This window comes from Peteryoungia ipomoeae (assembly GCF_004912165.1).
In the GTDB taxonomy this organism is placed as follows: Bacteria; Pseudomonadota; Alphaproteobacteria; order Rhizobiales; family Rhizobiaceae; genus Allorhizobium; species Allorhizobium ipomoeae.
In genome coordinates this window covers 314607-337821 of the sequence record NZ_STGV01000001.1, presented here as the reverse complement: position 1 = coordinate 337821, position 23215 = coordinate 314607, and the positions used below count along the sequence as shown (strand labels likewise).

Sequence of the window (23215 nt, the reverse complement as noted above, 5' to 3'; positions counted from 1 at the left end):
ATTCCGGCAAAATTTGTCGCCTGGGCGAGGATTGCTGGTGCAAAAATTCTGACCACTCGCCTTTGCGGTTGATTTCCGAGGCAAAACCAGACGAATATTGGACCCAAGTATGGCCGATATAGTCATACGATCAGGGACAGTCGCTGCAAAGAACAAGCGGCGTCCCACCAACAGAGAGGATCACATGCGTATTTCGACACGTTTTCTGGCAGCCGCTTCCATCGCTGCCCTGTCGATGCTTGCCGGCTCGGCGATGGCTCAGGAAAAGCTGATCATTGGGACGGAAGGCGCCTACCCGCCCTTCAACACGCTTGAGGCTGACGGTTCGCTCGTCGGTTTCGACATCGATATCGCACGCGCACTTTGCGATGAAATGAAGGTCACTTGCGAATTCGTCACCCAGGATTGGGACGGCATCATCCCGGCTCTGCAGGCCAAGAAGTTCGATGCCATCATCGCCTCCATGTCGATCACGCCGGAGCGACTGGAAAAGGTCGACTTCTCGAAGAAATACTACAACACACCGCCGGCAATCGCCGTGCCCAAGGATAGCCCGATCACCGATCTCGCCGGCCTGAAGGGCAAGACGCTCGGCGCACAGTCATCCACCACCCATGCCAACTATGCCGAAAAGCACATGGGCGATTCCGAGCTGAAGCTCTATCCGACTGCGGATGAGTACAAGCTCGACCTCGAAGGCGGTCGCGTCGATGCCGTTATCGACGACGTTGTCGTGCTGTCGGAATGGATCAAGTCGGATGCCGGCCAGTGCTGCAAGATCCTGACCCCGCTCGAAACCGATGTTGAAATCAACGGCGAAGGCGCCGGTATCGCCGTTCGCAAGGGTGAAACGGCGCTTGCCGACAAGCTGTCCGCTGCGATCGCGGCCATCCGTGCCAACGGCAAATATGCCGAGATCAACAAGAAGTATTTCGACTTCGACGTCTATGGCAATTGATCGCCTGACACCATGAATGGCGGATGGCGGAAGGTCTTTCACTTCCGCCATTTTGCGTTTGACAGACAAAAGACAAACATGGCGGCCCAACCGCCTAAGGGGACGATGGCATGGACGGAGTGGCTGATACACTCAGCGCACTGGTGAACGGTGTGGCTACACTTCTCGACCCCTTTTGCGGCCCGATCGGCGTATTCACTTTGCTGGCGAGCGATAGTCTCGTGTCGTGCGGAGCAACAGGATGGGGCGACGAGATCGCGCTTGGCGTAAAGGTCACCATCTCGCTTGCCGTCGCCACGCTGCCTGTCGGCCTGGCGCTTGGCTTCCTGATTGCCCTTGCCATGCAGTCCAAGGAAAGGTCGCTTCGGGCTGCAGCGGGTATCTACACCACGATCTTTCGAGGCCTGCCGGAACTCCTGACCCTCTTCATCGTCTATTACGGCTTCCAGATGATGCTGCAATCGGCGCTCTCATGGACCGGTAGCGATGGACGCGTGGAGATCAGCGCCTTCTTTGCCGGCATGCTGGCCCTCTCCGTCGTGTTTTCGTCCTACGCCTCCGAGGTCTTGCTGTCGGCCTTCAAAGCCATCCCCACAGGACAATATGAGGCAGGCAGCGCGGTCGGGCTGACAAAAGGCCTGACGATGCGGCTTGTCATCGTTCCGCAGTTGATCCGCATTGCGCTGCCGGGACTGGGCAATCTCTGGCTCGTTCTGCTCAAGGACACAGCACTTGTCTCGGTGATCGGCCTTGCCGACATCCTGCGACAGACAGGCGTTGCGGCCCGCGTCAGCAAGGAAGCCTTCCTGTTTTACGGCATTGCCTGTCTGATCTATCTGGCCCTTGCCTCGCTGTCCTCCGTCGGCTTGAAGTTCGTTTCCAACTGGGCCAACCGCGCGGAGGTCAGCCGATGAGCCATGTGACGGAAATGATCGCCGCCCGCCCAGCACCACCGCACCAGGCCAGGCGCCTGACCCTTGCTCGTGTTGTCGGGCTTGCCGTTATCGGGCTCTGGATCGTTCTGGCACTGGCACTCGCCTGGTCGATGATCGCAGGCTTCGACATGGAGAAAATCGAGCGGTACGGACCCCGCTATCTGGACGGTCTTGCGACCACCTTGATCCTGACCGTGACATCGGTTGGCCTAGGCGCCCTGCTCTCCCTGCCCGTTGCCTTCGCGCGGATGTCGAAGCGCAGCGTTCTCAGCGCACCCGCTTACGCCTATGTCTACGTCTTCCGCAGCACACCCATGCTCTTGCAGATATTTCTCGTCTACTACGGGCTTGGCTCATTTCGCGCTGAAATCGAGGCGGTCGGTCTCTGGTGGTTCTTCCGCGACGCCTGGAACTGCGCCTTGCTCGCAATGACTTTAAATACAGCCGCATACCAGGCGGAGATCTTGCGCGGCGCAATTCAAAGCGTGCCTCGCGGTCAGACGGAAGGCGCGAAGTCGCTTGGTCTTTCTGGTCCGGTGACCTTCTTCAAGATCATTCTACCGCAAGCCTTGATTGTGGCGCTGCGTCCCTATGGCAACGAGATCATTCTGATGGTCAAGGGGTCTGCCGTCGTCGCAGTCGTGACAGTTCTCGATTTGATGGGCCAGACCCGCTACGCCTTCTCGCGGACCTTCGACTATCAGACTTATCTCTGGGCGGCCTTGTTCTATCTGGCGATCGTCGAAATTCTGCGCCACACCTGGGCTGCCCTCGAGCGGCGTTTGACGCGCCATTTGAGACGCTGAACAGTCGGGGTGGGCTGAGACTGGCCCGCGTCGTAAATTAACAACCTCTTAAGTATACTTTGTTTCCATGGTCGAAGGTCCACGGTTTCCGTGGCCCGGTCGGCCGCGGAATGCGAGACGCCGTCCGCGCCGATCCCAACACTTGAGATCGGAGACCCATACACATGCACCGTGAAATGGAATTGATGCTGAAGGGCTATGGACTGACAACCGCTCAGATCCTCTATCGCATGCCCGATCATCCGGCTCTGCTGCAGACCTATATCTGGCAGCAATATGATTTGGCGCCGGACTTCCCAGAAATGCGCGGCTTCCTGAAATTCTGGGAAAGGGAAATCGAAGGCCCGATTCACTCGGTTTCCTTCGTTCATGCCAAGATGATTTCAGCCACCGAGTGGCGCGCCCTGAAGGGCGATTTTGTGCTCCACTAAAGCCTACACGTGAACCTCGCCATAGGCCGCCTCCCCTTCGTCAGCCGGGCGCCAGAAGGCGACGGCGACGATAACGAGGTAAATGAGGCCGACTGCGAGAAGCACTGCGCCGCCAGGCACCGGGCCGAGATGCGCATTCGAAACCAGCTGCGCGCCGTTCGAGACGACGGCTGCGGAGGCTTCGTCGGCCTGAAGTTTCGGCGTCGAGATCTTCAACACCCAGGCCAGCACCAGGATGGTGTACATCCAGACATAGTTCCGTCGGATCCGCCGCCGCACCGCATCAAAATAGCGGATCAGGAACACAGGTTTGCGGAGGGAAAGCGCAATCGCTGCTGCCCAATCCGGAACCAGTTCCGACTGCGGCGAAAGCGCCTGCGAGAAGTAGTGGCGCTCCAGCTGTCGAACGCGGGCGCGGTAGACGTCAAAGAACCGATAGCGCCGGGCTTCGATCAGCAGAAAGACGGAAATCAACAGCATGGCAAAGAGCACCACGCCATGGTGTGACGTGGCTGACGAAAGGGAAACTGACAGCAAACCCGCGACCACCGTCATCGCCCAGTTCGACGTCCGGTCTATACGATCCCGCCAGCTTGTCATCCGCGCCATTTCACCGCGGTAGTAGTGGATGATCATATTGGCCTTTTCGGCTGAGGTCGCCGGCAGCACCGGCGCTTCCGGCACGCTCAGTGCATTGGGGGCTTGGTCGGCCAGGCCAACGATCGGGCTCTTCATATCCATGAGACATCTCCTTGAAAGAAAACCTCCCGCTGGCGGAAGAGTTCCGCCGATTGCCAATCCGTAGGCGACGCGATAGAGCAACCGCTTAGAGATGCGCTTGCGCAAACAGGAGACCAGATATGGCCAAGATCGATGAAGAAGCGCTGGCGGAGGCTTATAATCGTGCCCTCAGCCTGGAAAAGGCTGGAGACATCGATGCTGCCGTCAAGGCCTATGAGGAAGTTCTCGCCATCGACCCAGAGGATCACGGAGGCGCCGCAGTCCGTATCGCATCGCTCGGTCGCGGCGAGACGCCTGCCAAGGCACCGGATGCCTATGTTGCGACCCTCTTCGATCAGCATGCCGAAGCCTTTGAAGACATCCTGGTCGAACAGCTCGGTTATGCCGTTCCGGTCCTGGTGCGCCAAAGACTGCAAACGCTCGGGCTTGGCCCCTTCCAGCGCATGCTCGATCTCGGCTGCGGCACGGGCCTGACGGGCGGCACGTTGCGGGACATGGTCGAAGATATCACCGGCATCGACCTCTCGGAAAAGATGATCGAGCTGGCGCACGAAAAGGACCTCTACGAGACACTCTATGTCGCCGAGATCGATGACTTCCTCGAAGACAATGATGAAGAGGCCTTTGATCTCATCACCGCGACCGACGTGTTGCCCTATATGGGCGCGCTCGAACCGTTGTTCTTCGGTGCCGCCGAAAACATGGTTGCCGGCGGCCTGTTCATCTTTTCATCCGAGACCCGTGCCAACGATGTGATGGATGGCCGCCCCTTCATGGTCGGACCGCATCAGCGTTTCGTGCACACGGAAGCCTATGTCCGCGAGCGACTTGATGCCACGGGCTTCGATATCGTCGAAGTCACCGATATCAATGTGCGCATGCAGGATGGTGAACCCTCACCAGGTCATCTGGTCATCGCGCGGCGTCGCGCTGAGGCGTGACATCGATCGAAGCGTCTCCCGATCGGCAGCGATTGGGTGCGCACCTCAGAATTAGATGGGAAGGAAACGGGCATGGCAAAGGTCGCATTCATCGGTTTGGGCGTCATGGGTTATCCGATGGCCGGACACCTCAAGGCCAAGGGCGGCCATGATCTGACCGTCTACAACCGAACCCTCACCAAGGCAGAAGGTTGGGTTGCGCAGCATGGTGGAAACCATGCGCCAACGCCCGCCGAAGCGGCGCGCGATGCCGACTTTGTTTTCACCTGCGTTGGCAACGACGATGATCTGCGCCAGGTAACGACAGGAAAAGACGGTGTTTTGGCAACCATGAAGCCTGGCGCCATCCTCATCGACAACACGACGGCGTCAGCTGAAGTCGCCCGCGAAATTGCCGAAATCGCCGGCGCAAAATCCATCGGCTTCATCGATGCCCCCGTCTCCGGCGGCCAGGCCGGCGCGGAAAACGGCGTTTTGACCGTGATGTGTGGCGGCGCTGCGGAAACCTTTGAGAAGGCCAGACCTGTCATCGACTGCTATGCCCGCATGGTCGGCCTGATGGGGCCGGTCGGCGCAGGACAGCTGACGAAGATGGTCAACCAGATCTGCATCGCTGGCCTCGTTCAGGGGCTCGCGGAAGGGATCCATTTCGGCAAGAAGGCCGGCCTCGACATCGAGAAGGTCGTTGACGTGATCTCCAAGGGGGCCGCTGGCTCATGGCAGATGGAAAACCGCCACAAGACGATGAACCGCGGAGAATACGAGTTCGGCTTTGCCGTTGACTGGATGCGCAAGGACCTCGATATCGTGCTCTCAGAAGCACGTCGGAATGGTGCTACCCTGCCCGTCACGGCTCTGGTCGATCAGTTCTACGGTGAAGTGCAAAAGCTCGGCGGCCAGCGCTGGGACACCTCATCGCTGCTGGCGCGACTTCAGGCCAAATGAGGCGGCCAATCTGCGCCTTGCGGCGCATGCTCCTGATATCGCTTGCCTTGCTTCCCGTCGGAGCATCCGCCCAAGATCTCGATCCGGCTGGACAGGAACTGGTCACGAGGATTAAGCGCTGCTGGGTTCCGCCGGCGAGCGAAGGCGAAATCCGCTATTCGCCGCGGATCCGGGTCTCCTTGCTGCCGGATGGACATCTGCGCTCCGAGCCTGAAATCCTCAATCCGCCCGAAGCCGACGGCCATCGCACAGCCCTCGCCGAATCCGCCCGCAGGGCCGTGGTCCGATGCGCACCATTTGAAGGGCTGGAAGCCTACGCGCCCTATTCAGCATGGGAAACGGTCATCGTGACATTCCATGCCGATTTCTGATGCCCACATGGAGCGAGGATCAGACCTCAGTCCTCGCCATTTCTTTGATTGTCGAGGATCATGTAGTCGAGCGGAAGCTCGGTCGTATACTTGATCTGCTCCATCGCAAAGGCCGAGGACACATCGCGGATCTCGATCTTGGCAATCATCCGTTTGTAGAAGGCGTCGTATGCGCCGATATCCGGAACGACCACGCGCAGCAGATAATCGACGTCGCCGCTCATGCGATAGAACTCGACAACTTCCGGAAACTCAGACACCACCTCGGAAAAGCGCTTCAACCATTCAATCGAATGGCTGGAGGTCCTGATCGAAACGAAGACCGTGACCTTGGTGTTGACCTTTACCGGATCAAGCAGGGCCACCCGGCGACGGATGACACCGTCCTCCTCCATCTTCTGGATGCGCCGCCAGCACGGTGTGGTCGACAACCCGACCTTCTTGGCGAGATCGGCAACTGCCAGGGTCGAGTCTTCCTGAAGAATGCGAAGAATTTTTCGGTCTAGACGATCCATGGGCCGTTCCTGAAAATTGAATTTCTCCGATATAGCGCGATTCAGGGTCCAGTTGGAAAACCATTTCCTCCTATCAACAAGGAAACTTCCCGTTTCAGCACAGGCAAGACCTCCTCTTCAAACCAGGGGTGCCGCTTCAGCCAGCCCGTATTGCGCCAGCTTGGATGCGGCAGGGGCAGGATACGTGGTCCCGGACGATTGGAAAGAAAGCTGTCGCGCCAGCGTTCGACCGTCTGCGTCATGGTCTTCTGACGAAGCGGGCCCAGATGATAGCGCTGCGCATATTGGCCAATCGCCAGAATGAGTTCGACCTGCGGCATGGACGCCATGACGGCGTCCCGCCATTGAGGCGCGCATTCCCGCCTTGGCGGCAGGTCATGCCCGTGCTCATCATAGCCTGGAAAGCAGAACCCCATGGGAGCGATGGCAAACTTGGCCGGATCGTAAAACGTCGCCCTGTCGATACCGAGCCACGACCGCAATCGATCGCCCGAGGCGTCGTTGAACGGCAGCCCCGTCTCGTTCACCCGAAGTCCGGGTGCCTGCCCGGCAATCATCACCCGCGCCGTTGCCGACAGCACGGCCACGGGCCTCGGCTCTTGCGGCAAACGACACGCCGCGCCACCGGCCGGATTATCCCGGCAAATCCGGCATCGCGCGATAGCCTCGCTTAACCCATCGACCCCGCAAGCGCCGGTCCGTGATGCGGATTCAGCCGTCATCTTTAACCTCTTTCACCTTGACCCGCAGCCGGCAAAACAGCACTGGCCGGATCCTGTCTCGCCAAGGTCATGGCCCCAGATGTCATGAAGGAAACCTTGGCATCTATGGCAAACAAAGCCTTCCCCGAGAGGATCTTCTTAAGAATTGAGAGATAGGGTCGCAAGGAATGATCAACCACTGCAAGTTTCATGAGTGACGACGCAGCACCTTCGACGGACAAGAATGTAGTCGACCTGACGCGCGGACACCGCAGATCCGCCGCGACCAAAGCTGTGCGCGCAACCCGGGATCGCCTGCAGACGGGAATGGGCCTGTCACCCACCTTCGATGCCGATATTCTGGCGATGCACATAGCGGCAACGCTGCAAGGTGCTGCCGTCATGCCGGTCATCATCTTGCTGGTTGCCGGCGCCGGAACCTACATCTCTCAGCAACCGCATTTCTTTCTCTGGGCGGTCCTGGCGCTCACCATCCATGCCGCAGGCATCTTCCTCGTCCGCCGCGCCTCACGCGGTGGCGTCACGCCGGCCAATCAAGGCCGCTGGCGCCGGATCATCCTCATCTCGCAACTTGCCATGGGCGGCGCCTGGGCGCTATTTGCCTTGCAAACCTGCAATACCTGCGAACCCACAGCCTTCATTTCCTTCAAGGGTGCCGTATTGCTCCTGGCGCTCTCCATCACCGCCATGGGCGCGATGCTGCTGCGTCAGGCCGTTCTGTTCAGCTTCCTGCCGACGGTCGTGGCGCTGGTCTATGTCGCCGTCAACGACGGGATGGAGCTTGACTACGGGCTGACCGCTGCTTTCAGCACGGCCCTGGTTTTCTTCATCTACATCACGAACCGACTGCATCAGGCCAATCTGAAGCTATTGTCCTTCCAGACGGAAAAAGACGACCTGATTGCCGAGCTTGAAGTGGCAAAATCCTTGTCAGACGAAGCGCGACGCCGGGCAGAAGATGCCAATATGGCGAAATCGCGCTTCCTTGCGTCCATGTCGCACGAATTGCGCACACCGCTGAACGCCATTCTCGGATTCTCCGAAGTCATGGCAACGGAGGTGCTCGGCCCGCTCAACAACCCGCTCTACAAGGAATATGCCGGCGATATCCACCGCTCGGGCAAGCACCTTCTCGATCTGATCAACGAAATCCTCGATCTGTCGCGCATCGAAGCAGGCAAGTACGAGCTCAGCGAAGAAACGGTCTCGCTGCTCGACCTCGCCGAGGAATCGATCGGCATGATCCAGCTGAGAGCCAAGTCCAAGAACATCACCATTCACGAACAGTTCGAACCGGCCCTGCCCCCGCTATGGGCCGATGAGAAGGCGATGCGTCAGGTCGTCCTCAACCTGCTGTCCAACGCTGTGAAATTCACGCCTCAAGGGGGAGAGATCAAGGTAAAGGCTGGCTGGACCGCCGGTGGCGGACAATACATATCCATCCGCGACAATGGACCCGGAATCCCGGAAAGCGAGATCCCGATCGTCCTGTCGGCCTTTGGTCAGGGGTCGATTGCGATCAAGAGCGCCGAGCAAGGCACCGGGCTTGGCCTGCCGATCGTTCAGGCGATCCTGGCCAAGCATGGCGGCGAGTTCAAACTTAAATCGAAACTGCGCGAAGGCACGGAAGTCATCGCGATCCTGCCAGCCAGCCGTGTTCTCGAAAGTTTGCCGGCGGTAAGCGACGCCAAAGCCGTCGAGCCTCGTCGCCGGCAATTTGCCTAATCAGGCGCCAAAGAGCCGCGTGAAAACGACGTAGCCGACGAATACAGCGTTGGCAGCGATGAGACAGAAGACGGCAAACGATCCCAGATCCTTCGCATTGCGTCCCACCGTCGAGATTTCCGGCGAGATGCGGTCGACCAGTTCCTCGATTGCGGTGTTCAACGCCTCGACACAGAACATCAACAGCATCAGAACGACAAAAGCCACGAACTCGAACAGCGATGCTCCAACGAGCACGAGCAGCAAAAGCCCAACGCCGAAGGCCAGCAATTCATGGCGGAACGCCGCTTCTGCAATCAGGCGGCGAAAGCCCTGGGCGGAGTACTGGCCCGCTGCAAACAGATGTGCAATGCCGGTCTTTTTGCGGATGGTCTTCGCAGCTAAAGGCGGCTCGGCTGCGGACTTGTCCTGAAAATCAGTCATTGGATTTGTTGCTCACGCCAGCCTGTTCGAAGGTTGCCATACCCGAATGGCAAGCCGCCGCGGCCTTGACGATGCCTGCCGCCAGCGCGGCCCCCGTGCCTTCGCCAAGACGCATGCCAAGTGCCAGCAAAGGCGTCTTGCCGAGCTGTTCGATGGCGCGCAGATGGCCCGGCTCTGCCGACACGTGGCCGATCAGGCAATGATCGAGCGCCGCCGGATTGGCAGCCTTCAGAATTGCTGCCGCAGATGTTGCAACATACCCGTCGATAAGGACGGGTATCCGCTCCATGCGGGCGGCCAGGATTGCACCTGCCATGGCAGCGATCTCGCGACCGCCAAGCCGACGCAGGATTTCCAGGGGATCGCCCAGATGCTCACGATGGAACGCAACCGCCTGCTTGACCGCGGCAATCTTGCGCTGGAGCACCTCGCCTTCCGAGCCTGTGCCAGGCCCTACCCAGTCTTCCGCCTCGCCACCGTAAAGCGCCAGATTGATGGCCGCCGCAATCGTCGTATTGCCGATACCCATTTCGCCGATGCAGAGGAGGTCCGTACCACCGGCGATGGCCTCCATGCCGAATGCCATGGTCGCGGCGCAATCGCGTTCCGAGAGCGCCGCTTCGGACGTGATGTCACCGGTGGGGTAATCGAGCGCAAGATCGAAGATCTTCAAGCCGAGATCGTGTGTGACGCAAATCTGGTTGATCGCAGCGCCGCCGGCTGCAAAGTTCTCAACCATCTGCTGGGTCACCGACGACGGAAACGGTGTAACGCCGTGGCGCGTCACGCCGTGATTGCCGGCAAAGATCGCTACAAGCGGACGATTGACCGCTGGCGCGCGCCCACTCCAGGCCGCGAGCCACATGGCGATCTCTTCCAGGCGGCCAAGGGCGCCGGGCGGCTTGGTCAATTGCCGGTCGCGGTCGCGCGCAGCGACCAGCGCCGCCGTATCCGGACCGGGCAGATCCCGAATGAGCCTGCGAAAATCATCAAAGGGAAGACCGGTCACGCTCATCGCGCAGTATCCTTGTTTTCGTCTTGCAAATCATGCTTTCTGGCCACTCTCTTAATCACCCTGTCGGGCAGGCTCAACACCAAAAAGGCAGTTCCGGTCGCCCCAGTCGCAATGGAAGTTTGAAATGTCGCTTTGGCGGGAAACTATGGCGGAAACGGCGCGAGCGGTCGCATTTCTCAGCCGAATTCCGATGCCGGACAAATTTTTCGTCGGCCATGACGGAAGCCTGTCGGACACCGTGCGTGCCTTCCCGCTCGCCGCGATCGTCATCGCCCTTCCCTCTGCCCTGACTGTGCTGCTGCTTGCAGAGACGACGCACGCGGCCCTTCTCGTTTCCCTTGTTGCCGTGACGGTGCTGACCTTGCTGACCGGCGCCCTCCACGAGGACGGCCTTTGCGATACGGCCGACGGTCTCGGCGGCGGGCGCGACAAGGAGCGCGCACTTGAGATCATGAAGGATAGCCGGATCGGCACCTATGGCGCGGTCGCGCTCATCCTGTCCATCGCGCTGCGCGCAACGGCGCTCGCCACCGTCATAGAGGAGACAAGTCCTCTTGCGGCGGCATGTGTGGTGCTTGGAAGCGCCGCCTTCAGCCGAACCGCCATAGTCTGGCATTGGGCGAGCCTCCCCGGTGCGCGATCATCAGGCGTTGCAGCATCCGTCGGCGCCCCCTCCGCCTCGTCCGCGCGCCAATCTTACGGTCTTGGCGCAGCACTCGTGGTCCTGCTTCTGGTCTTCCTGATACCTCCAGCAAGTCTCACAGCAGCGATCGTTGCCAGCAGCATGACCGTTTTTGCCTTCACTCGATACGTTCGACGCAGACTTGAAGGGCATACGGGTGACACATTGGGTGCGACGCAGCAGGTGGCGGAAATGGCCTTTCTGGTTTCTCTTGCGTTCCTAATCTAGCGCAACGATATAAGGACCAACGAAAGGTCTCTGATGGAAACGCCCTGCATTCTCATCTGCTCGATCGATGACAAGACCGGCTACTGCTTCGGCTGCGGTCGCACGCGCGCTGAGATCGGCGGCTGGATGACCTATAGCGACGAAGAGCGGCGCTTGATCATGAGCGCGTTGCCGGCACGGCTTGACACTGTGGAACGCCGCCCGCGCCGCGAGACACGCCGCAGCCGCATGGCACGCGACAGGACCTCCCTCTGATGCGTTATATGCTCGCCTTTGCCATCCTCGGCTTCGGCCTCGTGGTGCTTCTCGTCAATCACGACAGCGGTCGCAGTTTCGGTATGGCCAATGACGATTTCGGCAACATCGTCTATGCGCTCCCAATCCTGTTGATGATCTCGACAGGCATACTGTCGGCCCGCCATCGGCTTGGCGAAAGCCTCAGGAATCTTCTGGTGTGGGTGATGATCGCGCTGGTGCTGATGACCGGCTACGTGTTTCGCAACGATTTTCAGGCCACGGGCACCCGCCTGCTCGCCGGGTTGATGCCTGGGCGCGCGGTGACCGTCACAAGCGCCGATGGCAGCGCCGAAGTCGTGCTTCACAAGTCTCTCGGCGGACATTTCGAGACAACGGTCGCGATGGGGCCGGTAGACGTGTCCGTTTTGATCGATACGGGCGCCAGTTCCGTTGCCCTTCGCTTCGAAGATGCAGTGCGCATCGGCATCGCGCCGGAGGAACTCGTCTACAGCGCGACCGTCTACACGGCCAACGGACGAGCCAGCGCCGCCCCTGTCGTCATCCCTGAAATAAGGCTTGGGCCCATCGTTCGGACGAACATTCCAGGCGTCGTGCTGGAAGAAGGCAGGCTGGACCAAACCTTGCTCGGCATGAGCTATCTTTCTTCCCTCTCGTCGCTCCAGATGCAGAGCGACGAGCTGCGCCTGCGCGATTGACCGATCGCGCTCACCCCAGGCCGATCAGGGGCGAAGCTTATAGCCTGTCTTGAAGATCCAGGAGAGCACGCCGAGCAAGAGCAGCATGAACGCCCCGATCATCACCAGGCTGATGGTTGGATCTACGTCGGACGTACCGAAGAAGCTCCAGCGGAAGCCGCTGACGAGGTACAGAACCGGATTGAGATGACTGACGGCCTGCCAGAAGGGCGGCAGCATTTCAATGGAATAGAAAGTTCCGCCAAGGAACGTCAATGGCGGAATGACGAGAGACGGGACCAGGGAAAGCTGTTCGAAGTTCTTGGCGTAGATACCGATCAGAAAGCCTGCGAGGCTAAAGGTGACGGAGGTCAGCACCATGAAGAGCAGCATCATCACCGGATGCAGAATGTGCAGATCCACAAAGACCGCGGCCGTCGCCAGGATGATCAGACCGACGATCATTCCCTTCGTCGCTGCCGCACCGACATAGCCGATCACGATCTCGGTGAACGCAACGGGTGCAGAGAGGATCTCGTAGATCGTTCCGGTGAATTTCGGGAAATAGATGCCCGCAGATCCATTCGACACGCACTGGGTCACCAGCGCCAGCATGATCAGGCCGGGCGTGATGAAGCCACCATACGACACGCCATCAATGGCTTCCATGCGCGAACCGACGGCCGCGCCGAAAACGACGAAGTAAAGTGCCGTGGACAGAACCGGAGAAACGATGCTTTGCAGAAGCGTTCGGCGCGTACGCGCCATCTCATAGACATAGATGGATTTGATCGCTTCGATGTTCATGCGTTTTCTCCGATCAGCGACACGAAGATGTCTTCCAGTGAGGTCTGCCGGGTCGAAAGATCGCCCAATTGCAGGCCGGCCTTGGTCAACTCGTCGAGGACTCTCGCGATGACCCCATCCTGACTGCCAAGTTCGTAGGCATAGACCAGCTCATTGCCGGCATCATTGAGATCAAGGTCAAGATGCGCGAGCGATGCGGGCAGAGCCGGGATGGGCTCGGTCAGTTGCACCACCAACTGTTTCTTCCCGAGCTTGCGCATCAAGGCATCCTTTTCCTCGACCAGAAGAAGTTTGCCGCGATTGATGACGCCCACGCGGTCGGCAATCTCCTGCGCCTCTTCGATATAGTGGGTCGTCAGAATGATCGTGACACCGCGCTGGCGCAGCCGTTCGACGAGTTGCCACATATCCTTGCGCAGGGCGACATCGACGCCGGCGGTCGGCTCATCAAGAAACAGGATCGTCGGCTCATGCGACAATGCCTTGGCAATCAGTACGCGCCGCTTCATACCGCCCGAGAGTTCGCGCAAGGCACTGTCCCGCTTGTCGAGCAGCGAGAGATCGCTCAGAATTTCCTCGATAAAGGCCGGATTGGGCTTCTTGCCGTTCAGGCCGCGAGAGAAGCTGACGGTGTTGAACACGCTTTCGAACATGTCGGTCGTCAACTCTTGTGGGACGAGGCCAATGCGGCCACGCGTCTCGCGGAAGTCCTTGACCACATCGAAACCGTCGACAACCACTTGGCCATCGGTCGGATTTGTGATGCCGCAGATGATGGAGATCAGGGTGGTTTTGCCGGCCCCGTTGGGACCGAGAAGCGCCAGAATTTCCCCCTTGCGGATATCGAGGCTTACATCGTCGAGCGCCGTGAAGCCATTGGAATAGGTTTTGCGAAGATTTTTGACGGAAATGATAGGGGCCATGAAACACACGAGCTATGAGAGAGCCAAAAGACGGCTCCCATCATATAAGGTGGCTTCAACGGGAAACCAGATCGCGCCCCAAAGCATTGCGGCTGCAATCGAGTGCGGCCCCCACCCGCCAGGCAGGCGTTGCCTCAGGCGCGCTTGCGTGCCTGAGCCGCCCTGATCTGCACAAGCGTGTCGAGGTTCTGGTTGACGCGGCAATAGAACTCTTCGTCGATGAAGGGGCGCAGCATGAAGTCATTGCCGCCCACCTTGAGGAAGCGCGCAGACAAAAGACGGTTGGTCGAGGAGGAGACGCCGATGATGCGCAATTCGTGCGATCCACGGACAGCGCGGATGCGCCGGGTCAGCTCGAAACCATCGATATCGGGCATATTATAGTCCGTCACGACAAGCCCGATATCCGGATTGGCCTTCAGGATCTCGATCGCCTTGGCGCCGCTTTCCGCAAGGCTCACCCGGAAATTGTAACGCCGGAGACGGCTGGAAAGAAGCGCGCGAGCCGTTGGGCTATCATCGACAATCAACACGTGATGGCGATGGTTCGTCAGGAAGCGATAAACGGACTCCGCAAGCATTTCGACAGCGAAGACATTGTCCTTCAGAATATAGTCGACGATGTCCTTGTTCAGAAGCTTTTCGCGTGTCTCGTCGTGGAAGGTTCCAGTAAATACAATCGTGGGAATGTTGCAGTCGACGAGATATTCGAGGGCTTCGCCATTCTCGGCGCCCGGCAGGTTGATGTTGGAGATCGCGAGATTGACCTGTGCATCCGACAACTCGTTTGCCATCTGCAGATCCTCGAAGGTGCGGCAGATTTCGACATCGACCCCCATGAGTTCTTTCAGGCGCTGACTGATCATTTGTGTGAAGACATTCGAGTCTTCACCCAAGATTACCCGGACCTCGGGAAACATTTCGCCCGAGTATTCCATTCCCGAGACGCCAAGAACTGCCATGACACGCCTTTGCTGATATGCTTGCTCTTGCCACAGCTAACATTGATGATTTTCCGAAGCGTTAATCGGCGATGGTCATTCCTTCCCGCAGCAAGTTCGCTTGACCGGATATTGCCCTCTGGCCAGATAAACGGTGACGAAGGAATGCGTTTTCAGTTACCGTTATTTGATGACGAATTCGCCGTCTTGAACTTCAAGCGTCTCATCTCCGGCAAGGCCGATCCGGTCACCATTGGGCAAGGTCACAAAACACCCCGCCGAACAGATGATCTCGGATGTGCCGGCATCGACGGAGACCTCAACCTTGTTGCCGTCTTCGACAATGACGAGAATCACCGAGGCGTCTCCGACATTGCTGACGGTCGCGGCCAGGACGCGGCCGGTACTGGGAACAGTGGCAACGACTGCCAGGGCGAAAGCGGCAACACCTGTTGCAAGGCGAACGGTCATTGATGTCACTCCCGAAACCCGTACCGGAGCAATCCCGGAACTCCTGCCCCTCTTGTGCCACGTTCGTCCTGAATGCGGCCTGAATAGGGCCTTCAGGGAAGGAGTTTGTCATCATCGGGCCCGCCTTGCAAATCGCCGCGTTCAGCGGACGATTTTGGCGACGGCGACGATGACGAACGGGGCTGCATCAGCATTTCGAGATCGCGAACATGCAGGGTGACATCCCGTTGCGGGAACGGCATGACAATGCCATTGGCGCGGCAGCGACGAACGATCTCGACACGCACGCGGTTACGCACCTCCAGTCCCTTGGTGAAGTCGGCAAGGTGGAAGCGCAACTCAAAGTCCAGCGATGAAGCACCAAACCGCAGGAATTCGACATGCGGCTCGGGGTTCTTCAGGATTTCCTCTTCCTTCGAGACGACATCCAGCAACAAGGCAATCACCTCTTCGGGATCGGACTCGTATGCCACGCTGACAGGGATTTCAGACCGCTGGACGCGGTTGCGGTGGGTCCAGTTTCCAAGTGGCGCATTGATCAGTTCCGAATTGGGAACGATGATGGTCTGGCGCCTGAATGTCTCGATCTCGGTGGCACGGACCGAGATGCGCTGTACGATCCCTTCATTCGCACCGGTGATCACGTAGTCGCCGACCTTGAAGGGGCGCTCGACCAGAAGGATCAGGCCGGAGACAAAATTCGAGACGATATTCTGAAGGCCGAAACCGATACCGAGCGACAAGGCACCGGCGACGAGCGCAAGGCTGGAGAGATCAATACCGGCAGCAGATATGCCCACTATCCCGGCGATACCTGTCCCGAGATAGCCAATGCCCGTGCGCACCGAATTTCGCACGCCACCATCGACCTGCGATCGGGCCATGACATTGCCGTCAAGCCACTTCTGGAACCAGCGGGTCAGAATGAGCCCGACGGCAAAGAGCAGGATCCCGCCCAGAATGCCGAAGATCGAGATGCGGATCGTACCGACGCTGATTTCCGTGAAGAGCTGGTATACCCAAAGCCTGATATCGCCCGGCTGGAAGCCCCAGGACATCAGGATCAGCGGCACACCCGTGGCAAGCGCAAACACATAGATGAAGAGGCCCGCAACGATACCGGCCTGGTCAAGCCCGATGCTGCTGAGCCTGAGCTTGTTACCGATGAATTGGCCGACGCGCGTTTCGCCGAACCGGTTCGGCGCGGAAATCGCCTTGCCTGAGAGAATGCCGATATAGATCGTTGCAACGACAGCGCCCGTCACGACGATCTGCGTGGCAAGAAAGCGCGCGAGACCGACATAGCCGATGGCCGCAGCCAGCAGCAGGAAGATGCCGACACCCCTCAATGTGAGAGCGATCGTTTTCGGCCAGGCGCGTCCCTGCTCCGCCGGATTGCCGCTGTCTGCCAGGACAGGCCGCAGGAACGACGCCAAGACCAGCAGCAAAGCAACGACAATCGATGAAAACAGACTTTTCACCACGGTCAGCACGACCGGCGAACTGTAGATTTCACTGATGACGGCCAGCACATAGTCGATGCCGTTGACCAGCACCATCAGGAAAATTGCGATGCAGAGATCCCGCGCGCCACGATTGGACACCGGAACGAGACGCCAATTGGGCGCCCTCGGTGCAAGCACAGCGCGTGACACGGCCGTGACGAAGAAGACCAATCCAATCAGCGCAAACACCGCCGCAATCAGCGGAGAGATATCCGATCTCAGGACATTGAAGGTTCTGAGCAGGAAGTAGGTCGAAGACAAAAAGAAGCTGAGAGCCAGCGATGGCAGGATCGTCGACCAGAACGCCACCGACAAGCGGCTGATATAGGAAGGGTCGTCGATGGTACGGTCGCGCCGATGCAGACGGCCGAAAAGGCGGTACTCCCCCACGAGAATGGCCAGCGCCAGGGCGAGAGACAGAAGCACGGCGATCGCAAGTTGGGTCGCCTTGAACCTGACAGCAAACTGCAGCCAGCTCGACACGCTGCGGCGGACCCGCTCTGCATCCGTGGCAAAGCTGTCCAGCGCGTCCTTGAGGATCGCGCCGTCAATATCCGTATGGGCAAACAACTGGCTGGTGAAAAGATCGCGACGGATATCCGAGATCCGATCCGACAACGCCTTTGCCTCGATCGAAACGTCTTCGGCGCGCCCCGTCAAGGCATTGATTTCCGAGCGCGTCGCCGTCAGTCGATTGCGCTCCTGGGTAACCGTCGCATTCTCCGCCGGCTGTCCCTCGCCGGGCGGATCGCCAAGTTCGGTCAAACGGGCCTGAACATCATTCAATCGCGGCCGCAACTCGAGCGATATGTCGAGCACCTCGCGGGCAAGCGCATCGGACTGGATCTTGAATTCGGCAAGACCACGGTCATCAAGGGCTGCGGCATCAGCCTGACGGCGCAACGTTGCCAACCGCTCGATGACCTTTTCGACGCGTTGCGCAGCAAGGACAACTGGATCATCCGGAGAAAGGGGGGCAGCATTGGCAGCGCTTTCCGCAGGGGGCAGAGACGCAGGCGGATCTGCGGCCGGCGCTGGCGTCGCAGCCTCTGTCGGCAAGGCGGCGGGAGAGCCCTCTTCTTGCGACGGTGCATCGGGAACTGCCGGAACCTGGGATGCCGCCGGATGGGCGAGTATCAAACAGACTGACAGAGCTGCCAGCGCAACGCGGGCAGACGAAAGGAGAGAGGCGATATGGATCAACGAAATAACCAGCCCAATGGAATGTGTCGGGCGAACCATAGCCCCGCTTAAAGGCAAAAGAAAGAAATGCCTGTTCGCCCTCCACCGCACGTGGCGCCCTGCCCCCCCTCCAAGCATCGAAGAGGTCATGATGATGTGAGAGCACCGCCGGAAGAACCGTAATGCTGACAATCTTTCCACAGCTATCCACAGGCTGCTCGTGCAATCCGAAAGAACAAAGGGAGAATCGGAGCCATGGCGGGCCGAACATAGGCGAAACATTTATTCTTTGTTTAGAAATAGCGCATGTTCATATGGCTTAAAGCTTGCCAAACCGCAATTTTTTGTTTTGCGCCCAGGAAACTCCGGCAGCACAACCATATAGAGCGGAGTGAAAGACGAAACTCCCGCGTGAGTTATGCTTCATCGACGGGTCACAGTACCACAGAAGCGTGCGAACGTTGGACAGGTTGCGATCTGTAACACGGTCGGCAAAAAGCACTAAGTCTTTGCAGGCATGACCATGCGCAGCTGGTTGGATGTCTAGAACGCCTAAGCCGACAATCGGCCTATCCTGTTGAATTTGGTGGGTGATGTAGGGCTCGAACCTACGACCCGCTGATTAAGAGTCAGCTGCTCTACCAACTGAGCTAATCACCCGCCAGCACCCCTTGGAGTGCGTTACGCCCCGTTCCGGTGGCGTGACCGGGCGTATAAACAGGATATCCGATGTTGTCCAGCGCCCTGTCGTAAAAACTTTGTCAAACGGTCAAAAAAATTCCAGCCGGCGGGAGGCGCGATCAGATCTCGAGCGATCCTCTTGCCAGCCGTACGGCACGACCGCCAATTCTCGCCTTGTTGATCTTGTCGCCCTCGACGTCGAGATGCAGATGGATATGCGAGGGGCGTCCCATCTCGACCCCCTGCTCGATCAGAAGCGCATGATGGCCGTCGGGCAACCCGTCAAAAAGATGGATCGCGCCGGAAAAGGCTGCAACGGCAGAGCCGGTGGCCGGATCCTCCGATATTCCCATGTCAGAGCTGAACATGCGGGCGTGGAAATGAGCGCCATGATGCACGCCACCCCGGCAATAGAGATAGGCGGAGACGAGATGCCCTTCGCAGAGAGGCGCGATGCGCTCCCACAGACCGGGTTCGAATTCCGCAACGCTGGCCGCTGCCAAATCGTGAACGGGCACGAGGAGGAACGGTACGCCAGCACTCCACACCGTCGGCACGTGGTTTTCGAAACCGATCTGGCTGGACTGGAGTGACAGGGCATCGGCGATTTCCTGCCGATCGAGCGGGAAGACGTGTTGAACCGAATTCCGCGGCAGCGTGAATTCGGAGAATCCCGCCTCCCCGGCCCTCAGCCTGACGGCACAGCGGACCGCGCCGACATTCTCCTCCAGAACGGAGACGAGGTCTGCCTGTCCACCATCGCTCAAATCATGCGCCCTTTCTGCCAGCGCAATCGCCGCCCCCACGGTCGGGTGACCGGCAAAGGGCAGTTCGCGCGCCGGCGTGAAGATGCGCAGCTTCGCCGTGTGAACCGGATGGTCCGCGGGCTGTACGAAGACTGTTTCGGAAAGATTGAATTCGGCCGCAATCGCCTGCATGGCATCATCGGACAATCCATCGCCGTCAAAGACCACCGCAAGCGGATTGCCGGCAAGCTTCTGGTCGGTGAATACGTCATAGATCGCGTAGTCTCGGGACACTGGCCACTCCGAATTCTGTCAAATCAGCCGCAACACTGCCCCACCCCGCCGGGCATGGCAAGCAAGGAGCAGGCTTGCAGAAACGCGAAAAGGCGAAGGCCCGGAGATCATCCGGGCCTTCTGGGAGGTTCGCCGTGCGCGAGGGCGGACTACTACGAACGGATAGCCTCCGTGTGGGAGGGGCAACGGTGCCCCTTAGCGGCTTGCTGCTTCCTGGCCGTAACGCTGCTTCTTGTCACAATGGTTCTGAGCCCAAGGGAAAGGCAGCGCGCAGATCAGGTTCGGGCGGCCAGACAGATCGACATGCTTGGAATCGTGGTCTGGACGGTTCGGAAACTTGACCGGCTTTTCAGGCTTCGGGGTCGGCGTGTGCGTAACCGGGGTCGGCTTAGGCGTGCCGCCGGTCGAAGGCGGGTTATTGACCGGCGACGGCTTCGGCGACGACGGCTTGCCACAATTCCAGTCCCACGACTTGTTGCGGCTGCTTGTCCAGGATTTGCTGAAGCTGCCGGACACCGTCTTCGACTTGTCCTTGCTCATGCTGCCCGACCAGGACATCGAGAAGGAACCCGACTTGGACTTATCCCCAGTGTGCGAGCCAGACCACGAACTGGACGACGAAGCAGAACCGCTCCAAGACTTGGAACCCGACCAGGACTTCGACGACGAGAAGGATTTCGAAGACGAGAAAGACTTAGACGAAGAGTATGACTTGGACGACGAAAACGACTTGGAGGACGAGAACGACTTCGAAGACGATCCGGAAAAAGACTTGGAAGAGCTATGCGAACCACGGTCTTTGCTGCCATGGCTCTGTTTGTCGCGCCCGCCACGGTCGTGATCACGACCACCGCGATCATTTCCACCGCGGTCATGACCGCCCCGATCGTGGCCGCCGCGGCCGGCATACGCTTCAGTAGAAACGCCGCTCAGCACAGTAGCGGCAACAATTGCCGCAGAGAAAATCATTTTCTTCAACTGACTGCTCCAGTTATTATTGGTTACCAGCCCCTTAACAAGCCTCCTTTTACTAGAGCTGCCGTTACCTCAGTTCAATAAACTTGTGATTTGCTGTTGTCTCGCATCACACACTTTTAGGTTGCGTCAGCAAATCGTGCACGCAATACGAACACAATTTGACCGCATTTCAGCACGCGATACTTGAGAAAGCCGCCGTATCCGGCGGATTTTCGCGCGGTTGCAGGGGAATATCGCGGCGAGAAAGTGGCGAGCATTAGGGAGCGATGAACAACGACGGCCTTTGAGGTGTCTTGGCGACCTAAATGTGACAGCAGGCGCGATCAATGAACATATTTGGCAAAATTGAGGCGGACAGAACGCCCATCGCATGTATTGCCGGAGTGGAATTCGGCGTGGTGATAGTAATCACGGTGAAATCAGGGCAGATCGGAACGTCCGCGTTCAAAATACCAGCGCAAAATGGGAATCATTGCAGGGTTGTAGCGATGCGTACCGGACGCCGCGTCATGAATTGCAATCGCCGCGTCAATTTCGTCATGTCCGCCACGGATATGGTCGCGGATCGCGGTGAGCAGGGCTGTCGTGCTGCGGTTGAACTGATAGACGCGAAAGAGCGTCATTTTCTTGGGACGGTAGGTGCCGAACAACTGACCGGTCGTCATGGCCTCTGCAAGATCGAGGCCCGTCTCTTCCATGACCTCCCGCCGCATATTGCCATCGAGATCGCATTGGCCATTGACGACATCCGACAGATCCAGGGAGCCGGCGGCAAAATAGACCTGTCGCGGATTTGCCGTGTGTGGCGCCATGCGGACGGCGATCAGGTCGCCATCTGATGACGCAATCACCGGATACCCGAAGAGATGGCTCGCTCCTGGCAGTCCCGGTTGGCTCCGCCACCAGAGAAATGTCGCGAAATCAGACACATGCCCCCGCGACACGATCACGCCATTGCGATAGGCGATCTGCCGCTGGAGGATCACAGGCCCGTTGAACAACGAGGGATTTGCAGCTTTTTCCAACGTCCAGTGATGGGAAATCTCGGCTTGTCGGGCAAGGTTCAACGGATGCGGCCCATCTGTGACATGCAGCTCATAGCCCTTGAGCTCCACGACGCTTCCGTCGTCCGGCAGATCCGGTCCTAGTTCCGGCAAGGTTTGCACGTTTGCGATCATGGAAGATGCAGACTGATGGCAACCGGACAATGGTCGGAGGCCTTCGGCCTGTCCCAACCCGTGCGCGGATAGCGATCGACCTCCTGCCCCGGCGGAAAGGGCGTGCGAAAAGGCTGGCCTGCACGAATGATATTGGGAACAGCAAGCGGATTTGCAGCCGCAAGGGCCGGCGAAAGCCAGACATAATCGAGTTGGCAGAGATGCTGCTCTTCGGGCCCTCGCGCATGATAGAGAGTCCACCGGTCAAGCGCATCGCGCCGATTCATGACGTTCTCTGCAAATCCGTCAGCAGAGAAAACATCAAGCGCGCTTTTCAGGCCATCCCGAACCACGAAACGGAAGCCGCTAGACCGGTCGCCGATCACCTCAACACGTTCCTGATAGTCGTTCATGTCGCCGCAAATCATAAAGTTGCAACGATCAGCCCTTCCGCCGCACTGATTTTCGATGATGTGCCGAACCGCCCTCGCCTCGGCTTCGCGCACTGGTCGGGTCAACTCCCGTCCATCTCCCTCGCCGCGTCCGGTCATAGATTTGAAATGCACGACATAAAGCCGCAATGGCCGTCCGCCGATACGCAGATCAAGCTCCAGGCAGTCACGCTTGAAGATCTTGTCCTGCGGCTTGACACCGGGGCCCAAGTCCACGCTGTACAGACCAAGATCATGGTAGGTCAGCGCGGAATGGCTGGTAACGTCGCGAACCTCTATCTTTTCGCCGAACCGCGTCTCCTCACGCATCAGAACCGCGACATCGATGCCCCTGCTGTCATTGCCTTCGACGAGATATTTCTGCCGATAGCCAGAACCAACCATCCGGAAGAGATAGCCGTACTCGAAGGCTTGAAGCGCCTCCATGCTATCGACTTCCTGCAGGCACAGAATATCCGCTGCCGCATCGGCAATCGCAAGCGCCGACATCTGCCGCGTATCGTCAGTCGCCGCGACGATACGCGCGGCTTCCAGCTGGTGGTACAGACCTTCACTCTTGATATCGAAGAGCTTGAGAACGCGGTCGGATCGCAATTGATTGCGGTAGCCCGTGAAATCAAAGCGGGTGATCAGGTTCTCGATATTAAACGTGGCAATGCGGACGGTCATGGGAGCCTTGCGGATAAAAGCATGACCGCAGGACGGCGC

The 23215-nt window shown here is 58.8% G+C and carries 25 protein-coding genes and 1 tRNA gene; 12 read left to right on the top strand and 14 right to left on the bottom strand.

Annotated features, from left to right (window positions below; all coding sequences use genetic code 11):
* Positions 1-184: 184 nt before the first annotated feature.
* The 4 genes from FAA97_RS01600 (at position 185) to FAA97_RS01585 (ending at position 3130) form a co-directional block, all read left to right on the top strand.
* Entirely contained in the window at positions 185-958 is a 774-nt protein-coding gene (locus FAA97_RS01600; protein ID WP_136596781.1) for an ABC transporter substrate-binding protein, read from the top strand.
* Positions 959-1068: 110 nt separating this feature from the next.
* Positions 1069-1872, top strand: a complete 804-nt coding sequence (locus tag FAA97_RS01595) for an ABC transporter permease (RefSeq protein ID WP_136596780.1) — start codon at positions 1069-1071, stop codon at positions 1870-1872.
* Positions 1869-2699: an ABC transporter permease gene (locus FAA97_RS01590; RefSeq protein WP_136596779.1), complete on the top strand. Its 831-nt coding sequence runs from the start codon at positions 1869-1871 to the stop codon at positions 2697-2699. The genes FAA97_RS01595 and FAA97_RS01590 overlap by 4 nt, the downstream gene beginning before the upstream one ends.
* A gap of 164 nt (positions 2700-2863) precedes the next feature.
* Positions 2864-3130, top strand: coding sequence for an usg protein (locus tag FAA97_RS01585; protein ID WP_136596778.1), 267 nt, complete (start codon positions 2864-2866; stop codon positions 3128-3130).
* A 3-nt stretch (positions 3131-3133) separates the two neighbouring features.
* Here the strand turns inward: FAA97_RS01585 and FAA97_RS01580 are convergent, their stop codons facing one another.
* Entirely contained in the window at positions 3134-3865 is a 732-nt protein-coding gene (locus tag FAA97_RS01580; protein WP_136597672.1) for a DUF2270 domain-containing protein, read from the bottom strand.
* A 125-nt stretch (positions 3866-3990) separates the two neighbouring features.
* Between FAA97_RS01580 and FAA97_RS01575 the strand changes: the two genes are divergently transcribed.
* The 3 genes from FAA97_RS01575 to FAA97_RS01565 are packed head-to-tail and all read left to right on the top strand — an operon-like array spanning position 3991 to position 6128.
* Positions 3991-4812, top strand: coding sequence for a class I SAM-dependent methyltransferase (locus FAA97_RS01575; RefSeq protein ID WP_136596777.1), 822 nt, complete (start codon positions 3991-3993; stop codon positions 4810-4812).
* Between the two features lie 36 nt (positions 4813-4848).
* Entirely contained in the window at positions 4849-5757 is a 909-nt protein-coding gene (locus FAA97_RS01570) for an NAD(P)-dependent oxidoreductase (protein ID WP_281281289.1), read from the top strand.
* A 17-nt stretch (positions 5758-5774) separates the two neighbouring features.
* A complete protein-coding gene (locus FAA97_RS01565; RefSeq protein WP_136596775.1) occupies positions 5775-6128 on the top strand; it encodes a hypothetical protein in 354 nt (117 codons plus the stop codon).
* A 26-nt stretch (positions 6129-6154) separates the two neighbouring features.
* On the opposite strand, the gene FAA97_RS01560 is transcribed toward FAA97_RS01565, so the two are convergent.
* The gene (locus FAA97_RS01560) at positions 6155-6643 is read right to left on the bottom strand and encodes an Lrp/AsnC family transcriptional regulator (RefSeq protein WP_136596774.1); all 489 of its coding nucleotides are present in this window, start codon (positions 6641-6643) and stop codon (positions 6155-6157) included.
* A gap of 41 nt (positions 6644-6684) precedes the next feature.
* The gene (locus FAA97_RS01555; protein ID WP_136596773.1) at positions 6685-7365 is read right to left on the bottom strand and encodes a uracil-DNA glycosylase family protein; all 681 of its coding nucleotides are present in this window, start codon (positions 7363-7365) and stop codon (positions 6685-6687) included.
* 189 nt (positions 7366-7554) lie between these two features.
* Between FAA97_RS01555 and FAA97_RS01550 the strand changes: the two genes are divergently transcribed.
* Complete coding sequence (locus FAA97_RS01550) at positions 7555-9090, top strand: sensor histidine kinase (protein WP_136596772.1); 1536 nt, start codon at positions 7555-7557, stop codon at positions 9088-9090.
* On the opposite strand, the gene FAA97_RS01545 is transcribed toward FAA97_RS01550, so the two are convergent.
* Together FAA97_RS01545 and cobT are read right to left on the bottom strand one after the other, a co-directional pair.
* Positions 9091-9513, bottom strand: coding sequence for a diacylglycerol kinase (locus tag FAA97_RS01545; RefSeq protein WP_136596771.1), 423 nt, complete (start codon positions 9511-9513; stop codon positions 9091-9093). It abuts the gene before it with no gap.
* Positions 9506-10528: a nicotinate-nucleotide--dimethylbenzimidazole phosphoribosyltransferase gene (cobT, locus tag FAA97_RS01540; RefSeq protein WP_136596770.1), complete on the bottom strand. Its 1023-nt coding sequence runs from the start codon at positions 10526-10528 to the stop codon at positions 9506-9508. Before cobT ends, FAA97_RS01545 begins: the two co-directional genes overlap by 8 nt.
* 124 nt (positions 10529-10652) lie before the next feature.
* Between cobT and cobS the strand changes: the two genes are divergently transcribed.
* Genes cobS through FAA97_RS01525 form a run of 3 tightly spaced genes read left to right on the top strand, consistent with a single transcriptional unit; the run spans position 10653 to position 12391 of the window.
* Positions 10653-11438 carry an adenosylcobinamide-GDP ribazoletransferase gene (gene cobS, locus FAA97_RS01535; protein WP_136596769.1) on the top strand — a complete coding sequence of 262 codons (786 nt, stop codon included), beginning with the start codon at positions 10653-10655 and terminating at the stop codon, positions 11436-11438.
* A gap of 33 nt (positions 11439-11471) precedes the next feature.
* Positions 11472-11693 (top strand): DUF1289 domain-containing protein, encoded by a 222-nt coding sequence (locus tag FAA97_RS01530; RefSeq protein WP_136596768.1) that lies wholly within the window; start codon positions 11472-11474, stop codon positions 11691-11693.
* Complete coding sequence (locus FAA97_RS01525) at positions 11690-12391, top strand: retropepsin-like aspartic protease family protein (protein ID WP_425467402.1); 702 nt, start codon at positions 11690-11692, stop codon at positions 12389-12391. The genes FAA97_RS01530 and FAA97_RS01525 overlap by 4 nt, the downstream gene beginning before the upstream one ends.
* A gap of 24 nt (positions 12392-12415) precedes the next feature.
* On the opposite strand, the gene FAA97_RS01520 is transcribed toward FAA97_RS01525, so the two are convergent.
* The 7 genes from FAA97_RS01520 to FAA97_RS01490 form a co-directional block, all read right to left on the bottom strand.
* A complete protein-coding gene (locus FAA97_RS01520) occupies positions 12416-13177 on the bottom strand; it encodes an ABC transporter permease (RefSeq protein WP_136596766.1) in 762 nt (253 codons plus the stop codon).
* On the bottom strand, positions 13174-14100 hold the full coding sequence (locus tag FAA97_RS01515) for an ABC transporter ATP-binding protein (RefSeq protein ID WP_136596765.1): 927 nt from the start codon (positions 14098-14100) through the stop codon (positions 13174-13176). The genes FAA97_RS01520 and FAA97_RS01515 overlap by 4 nt, the downstream gene beginning before the upstream one ends.
* 134 nt (positions 14101-14234) lie before the next feature.
* A complete protein-coding gene (locus tag FAA97_RS01510; protein WP_136596764.1) occupies positions 14235-15062 on the bottom strand; it encodes a response regulator in 828 nt (275 codons plus the stop codon).
* A 162-nt stretch (positions 15063-15224) separates the two neighbouring features.
* Entirely contained in the window at positions 15225-15512 is a 288-nt protein-coding gene (locus tag FAA97_RS01505; protein ID WP_136596763.1) for a hypothetical protein, read from the bottom strand.
* 92 nt (positions 15513-15604) lie between these two features.
* Complete coding sequence (locus FAA97_RS01500; protein ID WP_246041312.1) at positions 15605-18220, bottom strand: mechanosensitive ion channel family protein; 2616 nt, start codon at positions 18218-18220, stop codon at positions 15605-15607.
* Positions 18221-18783: 563 nt separating this feature from the next.
* A tRNA-Lys gene (locus FAA97_RS01495) sits at positions 18784-18859 on the bottom strand.
* A gap of 140 nt (positions 18860-18999) precedes the next feature.
* Entirely contained in the window at positions 19000-19920 is a 921-nt protein-coding gene (locus tag FAA97_RS01490) for a PhzF family phenazine biosynthesis protein (protein WP_136596761.1), read from the bottom strand.
* A gap of 337 nt (positions 19921-20257) precedes the next feature.
* Here FAA97_RS01490 and FAA97_RS01485 point away from each other — a divergent pair, with 337 nt between their 5' ends.
* On the top strand, positions 20258-20761 hold the full coding sequence (locus FAA97_RS01485; RefSeq protein WP_136596760.1) for a hypothetical protein: 504 nt from the start codon (positions 20258-20260) through the stop codon (positions 20759-20761).
* 556 nt (positions 20762-21317) lie between these two features.
* On the opposite strand, the gene FAA97_RS01480 is transcribed toward FAA97_RS01485, so the two are convergent.
* Both FAA97_RS01480 and FAA97_RS01475 read right to left on the bottom strand, forming a co-directional pair.
* Positions 21318-22076: an NUDIX hydrolase gene (locus tag FAA97_RS01480; protein ID WP_136596759.1), complete on the bottom strand. Its 759-nt coding sequence runs from the start codon at positions 22074-22076 to the stop codon at positions 21318-21320.
* Positions 22073-23176, bottom strand: coding sequence for an endonuclease/exonuclease/phosphatase family protein (locus FAA97_RS01475; RefSeq protein WP_136596758.1), 1104 nt, complete (start codon positions 23174-23176; stop codon positions 22073-22075). The genes FAA97_RS01480 and FAA97_RS01475 overlap by 4 nt, the downstream gene beginning before the upstream one ends.
* Between the last annotated feature and the right edge of the window lie 39 nt (positions 23177-23215).

What these genes read in the sequence shown, in the direction of transcription:
- FAA97_RS01600 (WP_136596781.1), top strand. Translation starts at nt 185, where the DNA reads ATGCGTATTTCGACACGTTTTCTGGCAGCCGCTTCCATCGCTGCCCTG.
- FAA97_RS01595 (WP_136596780.1), top strand. Translation starts at nt 1,069, where the DNA reads ATGGACGGAGTGGCTGATACACTCAGCGCACTGGTGAACGGTGTGGCT.
- FAA97_RS01590 (WP_136596779.1), top strand. Translation starts at nt 1,869, where the DNA reads ATGAGCCATGTGACGGAAATGATCGCCGCCCGCCCAGCACCACCGCAC.
- FAA97_RS01585 (WP_136596778.1), top strand. Translation starts at nt 2,864, where the DNA reads ATGCACCGTGAAATGGAATTGATGCTGAAGGGCTATGGACTGACAACC.
- FAA97_RS01580 (WP_136597672.1), bottom strand. Translation starts at nt 3,865, where the DNA reads ATGAAGAGCCCGATCGTTGGCCTGGCCGACCAAGCCCCCAATGCACTG.
- FAA97_RS01575 (WP_136596777.1), top strand. Translation starts at nt 3,991, where the DNA reads ATGGCCAAGATCGATGAAGAAGCGCTGGCGGAGGCTTATAATCGTGCC.
- FAA97_RS01560 (WP_136596774.1), bottom strand. Translation starts at nt 6,643, where the DNA reads ATGGATCGTCTAGACCGAAAAATTCTTCGCATTCTTCAGGAAGACTCG.
- FAA97_RS01555 (WP_136596773.1), bottom strand. Translation starts at nt 7,365, where the DNA reads ATGACGGCTGAATCCGCATCACGGACCGGCGCTTGCGGGGTCGATGGG.
- FAA97_RS01550 (WP_136596772.1), top strand. Translation starts at nt 7,555, where the DNA reads ATGAGTGACGACGCAGCACCTTCGACGGACAAGAATGTAGTCGACCTG.
- FAA97_RS01545 (WP_136596771.1), bottom strand. Translation starts at nt 9,513, where the DNA reads ATGACTGATTTTCAGGACAAGTCCGCAGCCGAGCCGCCTTTAGCTGCG.
- cobT (WP_136596770.1), bottom strand. Translation starts at nt 10,528, where the DNA reads ATGAGCGTGACCGGTCTTCCCTTTGATGATTTTCGCAGGCTCATTCGG.
- cobS (WP_136596769.1), top strand. Translation starts at nt 10,653, where the DNA reads ATGTCGCTTTGGCGGGAAACTATGGCGGAAACGGCGCGAGCGGTCGCA.
- FAA97_RS01530 (WP_136596768.1), top strand. Translation starts at nt 11,472, where the DNA reads ATGGAAACGCCCTGCATTCTCATCTGCTCGATCGATGACAAGACCGGC.
- FAA97_RS01520 (WP_136596766.1), bottom strand. Translation starts at nt 13,177, where the DNA reads ATGAACATCGAAGCGATCAAATCCATCTATGTCTATGAGATGGCGCGT.
- FAA97_RS01515 (WP_136596765.1), bottom strand. Translation starts at nt 14,100, where the DNA reads ATGGCCCCTATCATTTCCGTCAAAAATCTTCGCAAAACCTATTCCAAT.
- FAA97_RS01510 (WP_136596764.1), bottom strand. Translation starts at nt 15,062, where the DNA reads ATGGCAGTTCTTGGCGTCTCGGGAATGGAATACTCGGGCGAAATGTTT.
- FAA97_RS01505 (WP_136596763.1), bottom strand. Translation starts at nt 15,512, where the DNA reads ATGACCGTTCGCCTTGCAACAGGTGTTGCCGCTTTCGCCCTGGCAGTC.
- FAA97_RS01480 (WP_136596759.1), bottom strand. Translation starts at nt 22,076, where the DNA reads ATGATCGCAAACGTGCAAACCTTGCCGGAACTAGGACCGGATCTGCCG.
- FAA97_RS01475 (WP_136596758.1), bottom strand. Translation starts at nt 23,176, where the DNA reads ATGACCGTCCGCATTGCCACGTTTAATATCGAGAACCTGATCACCCGC.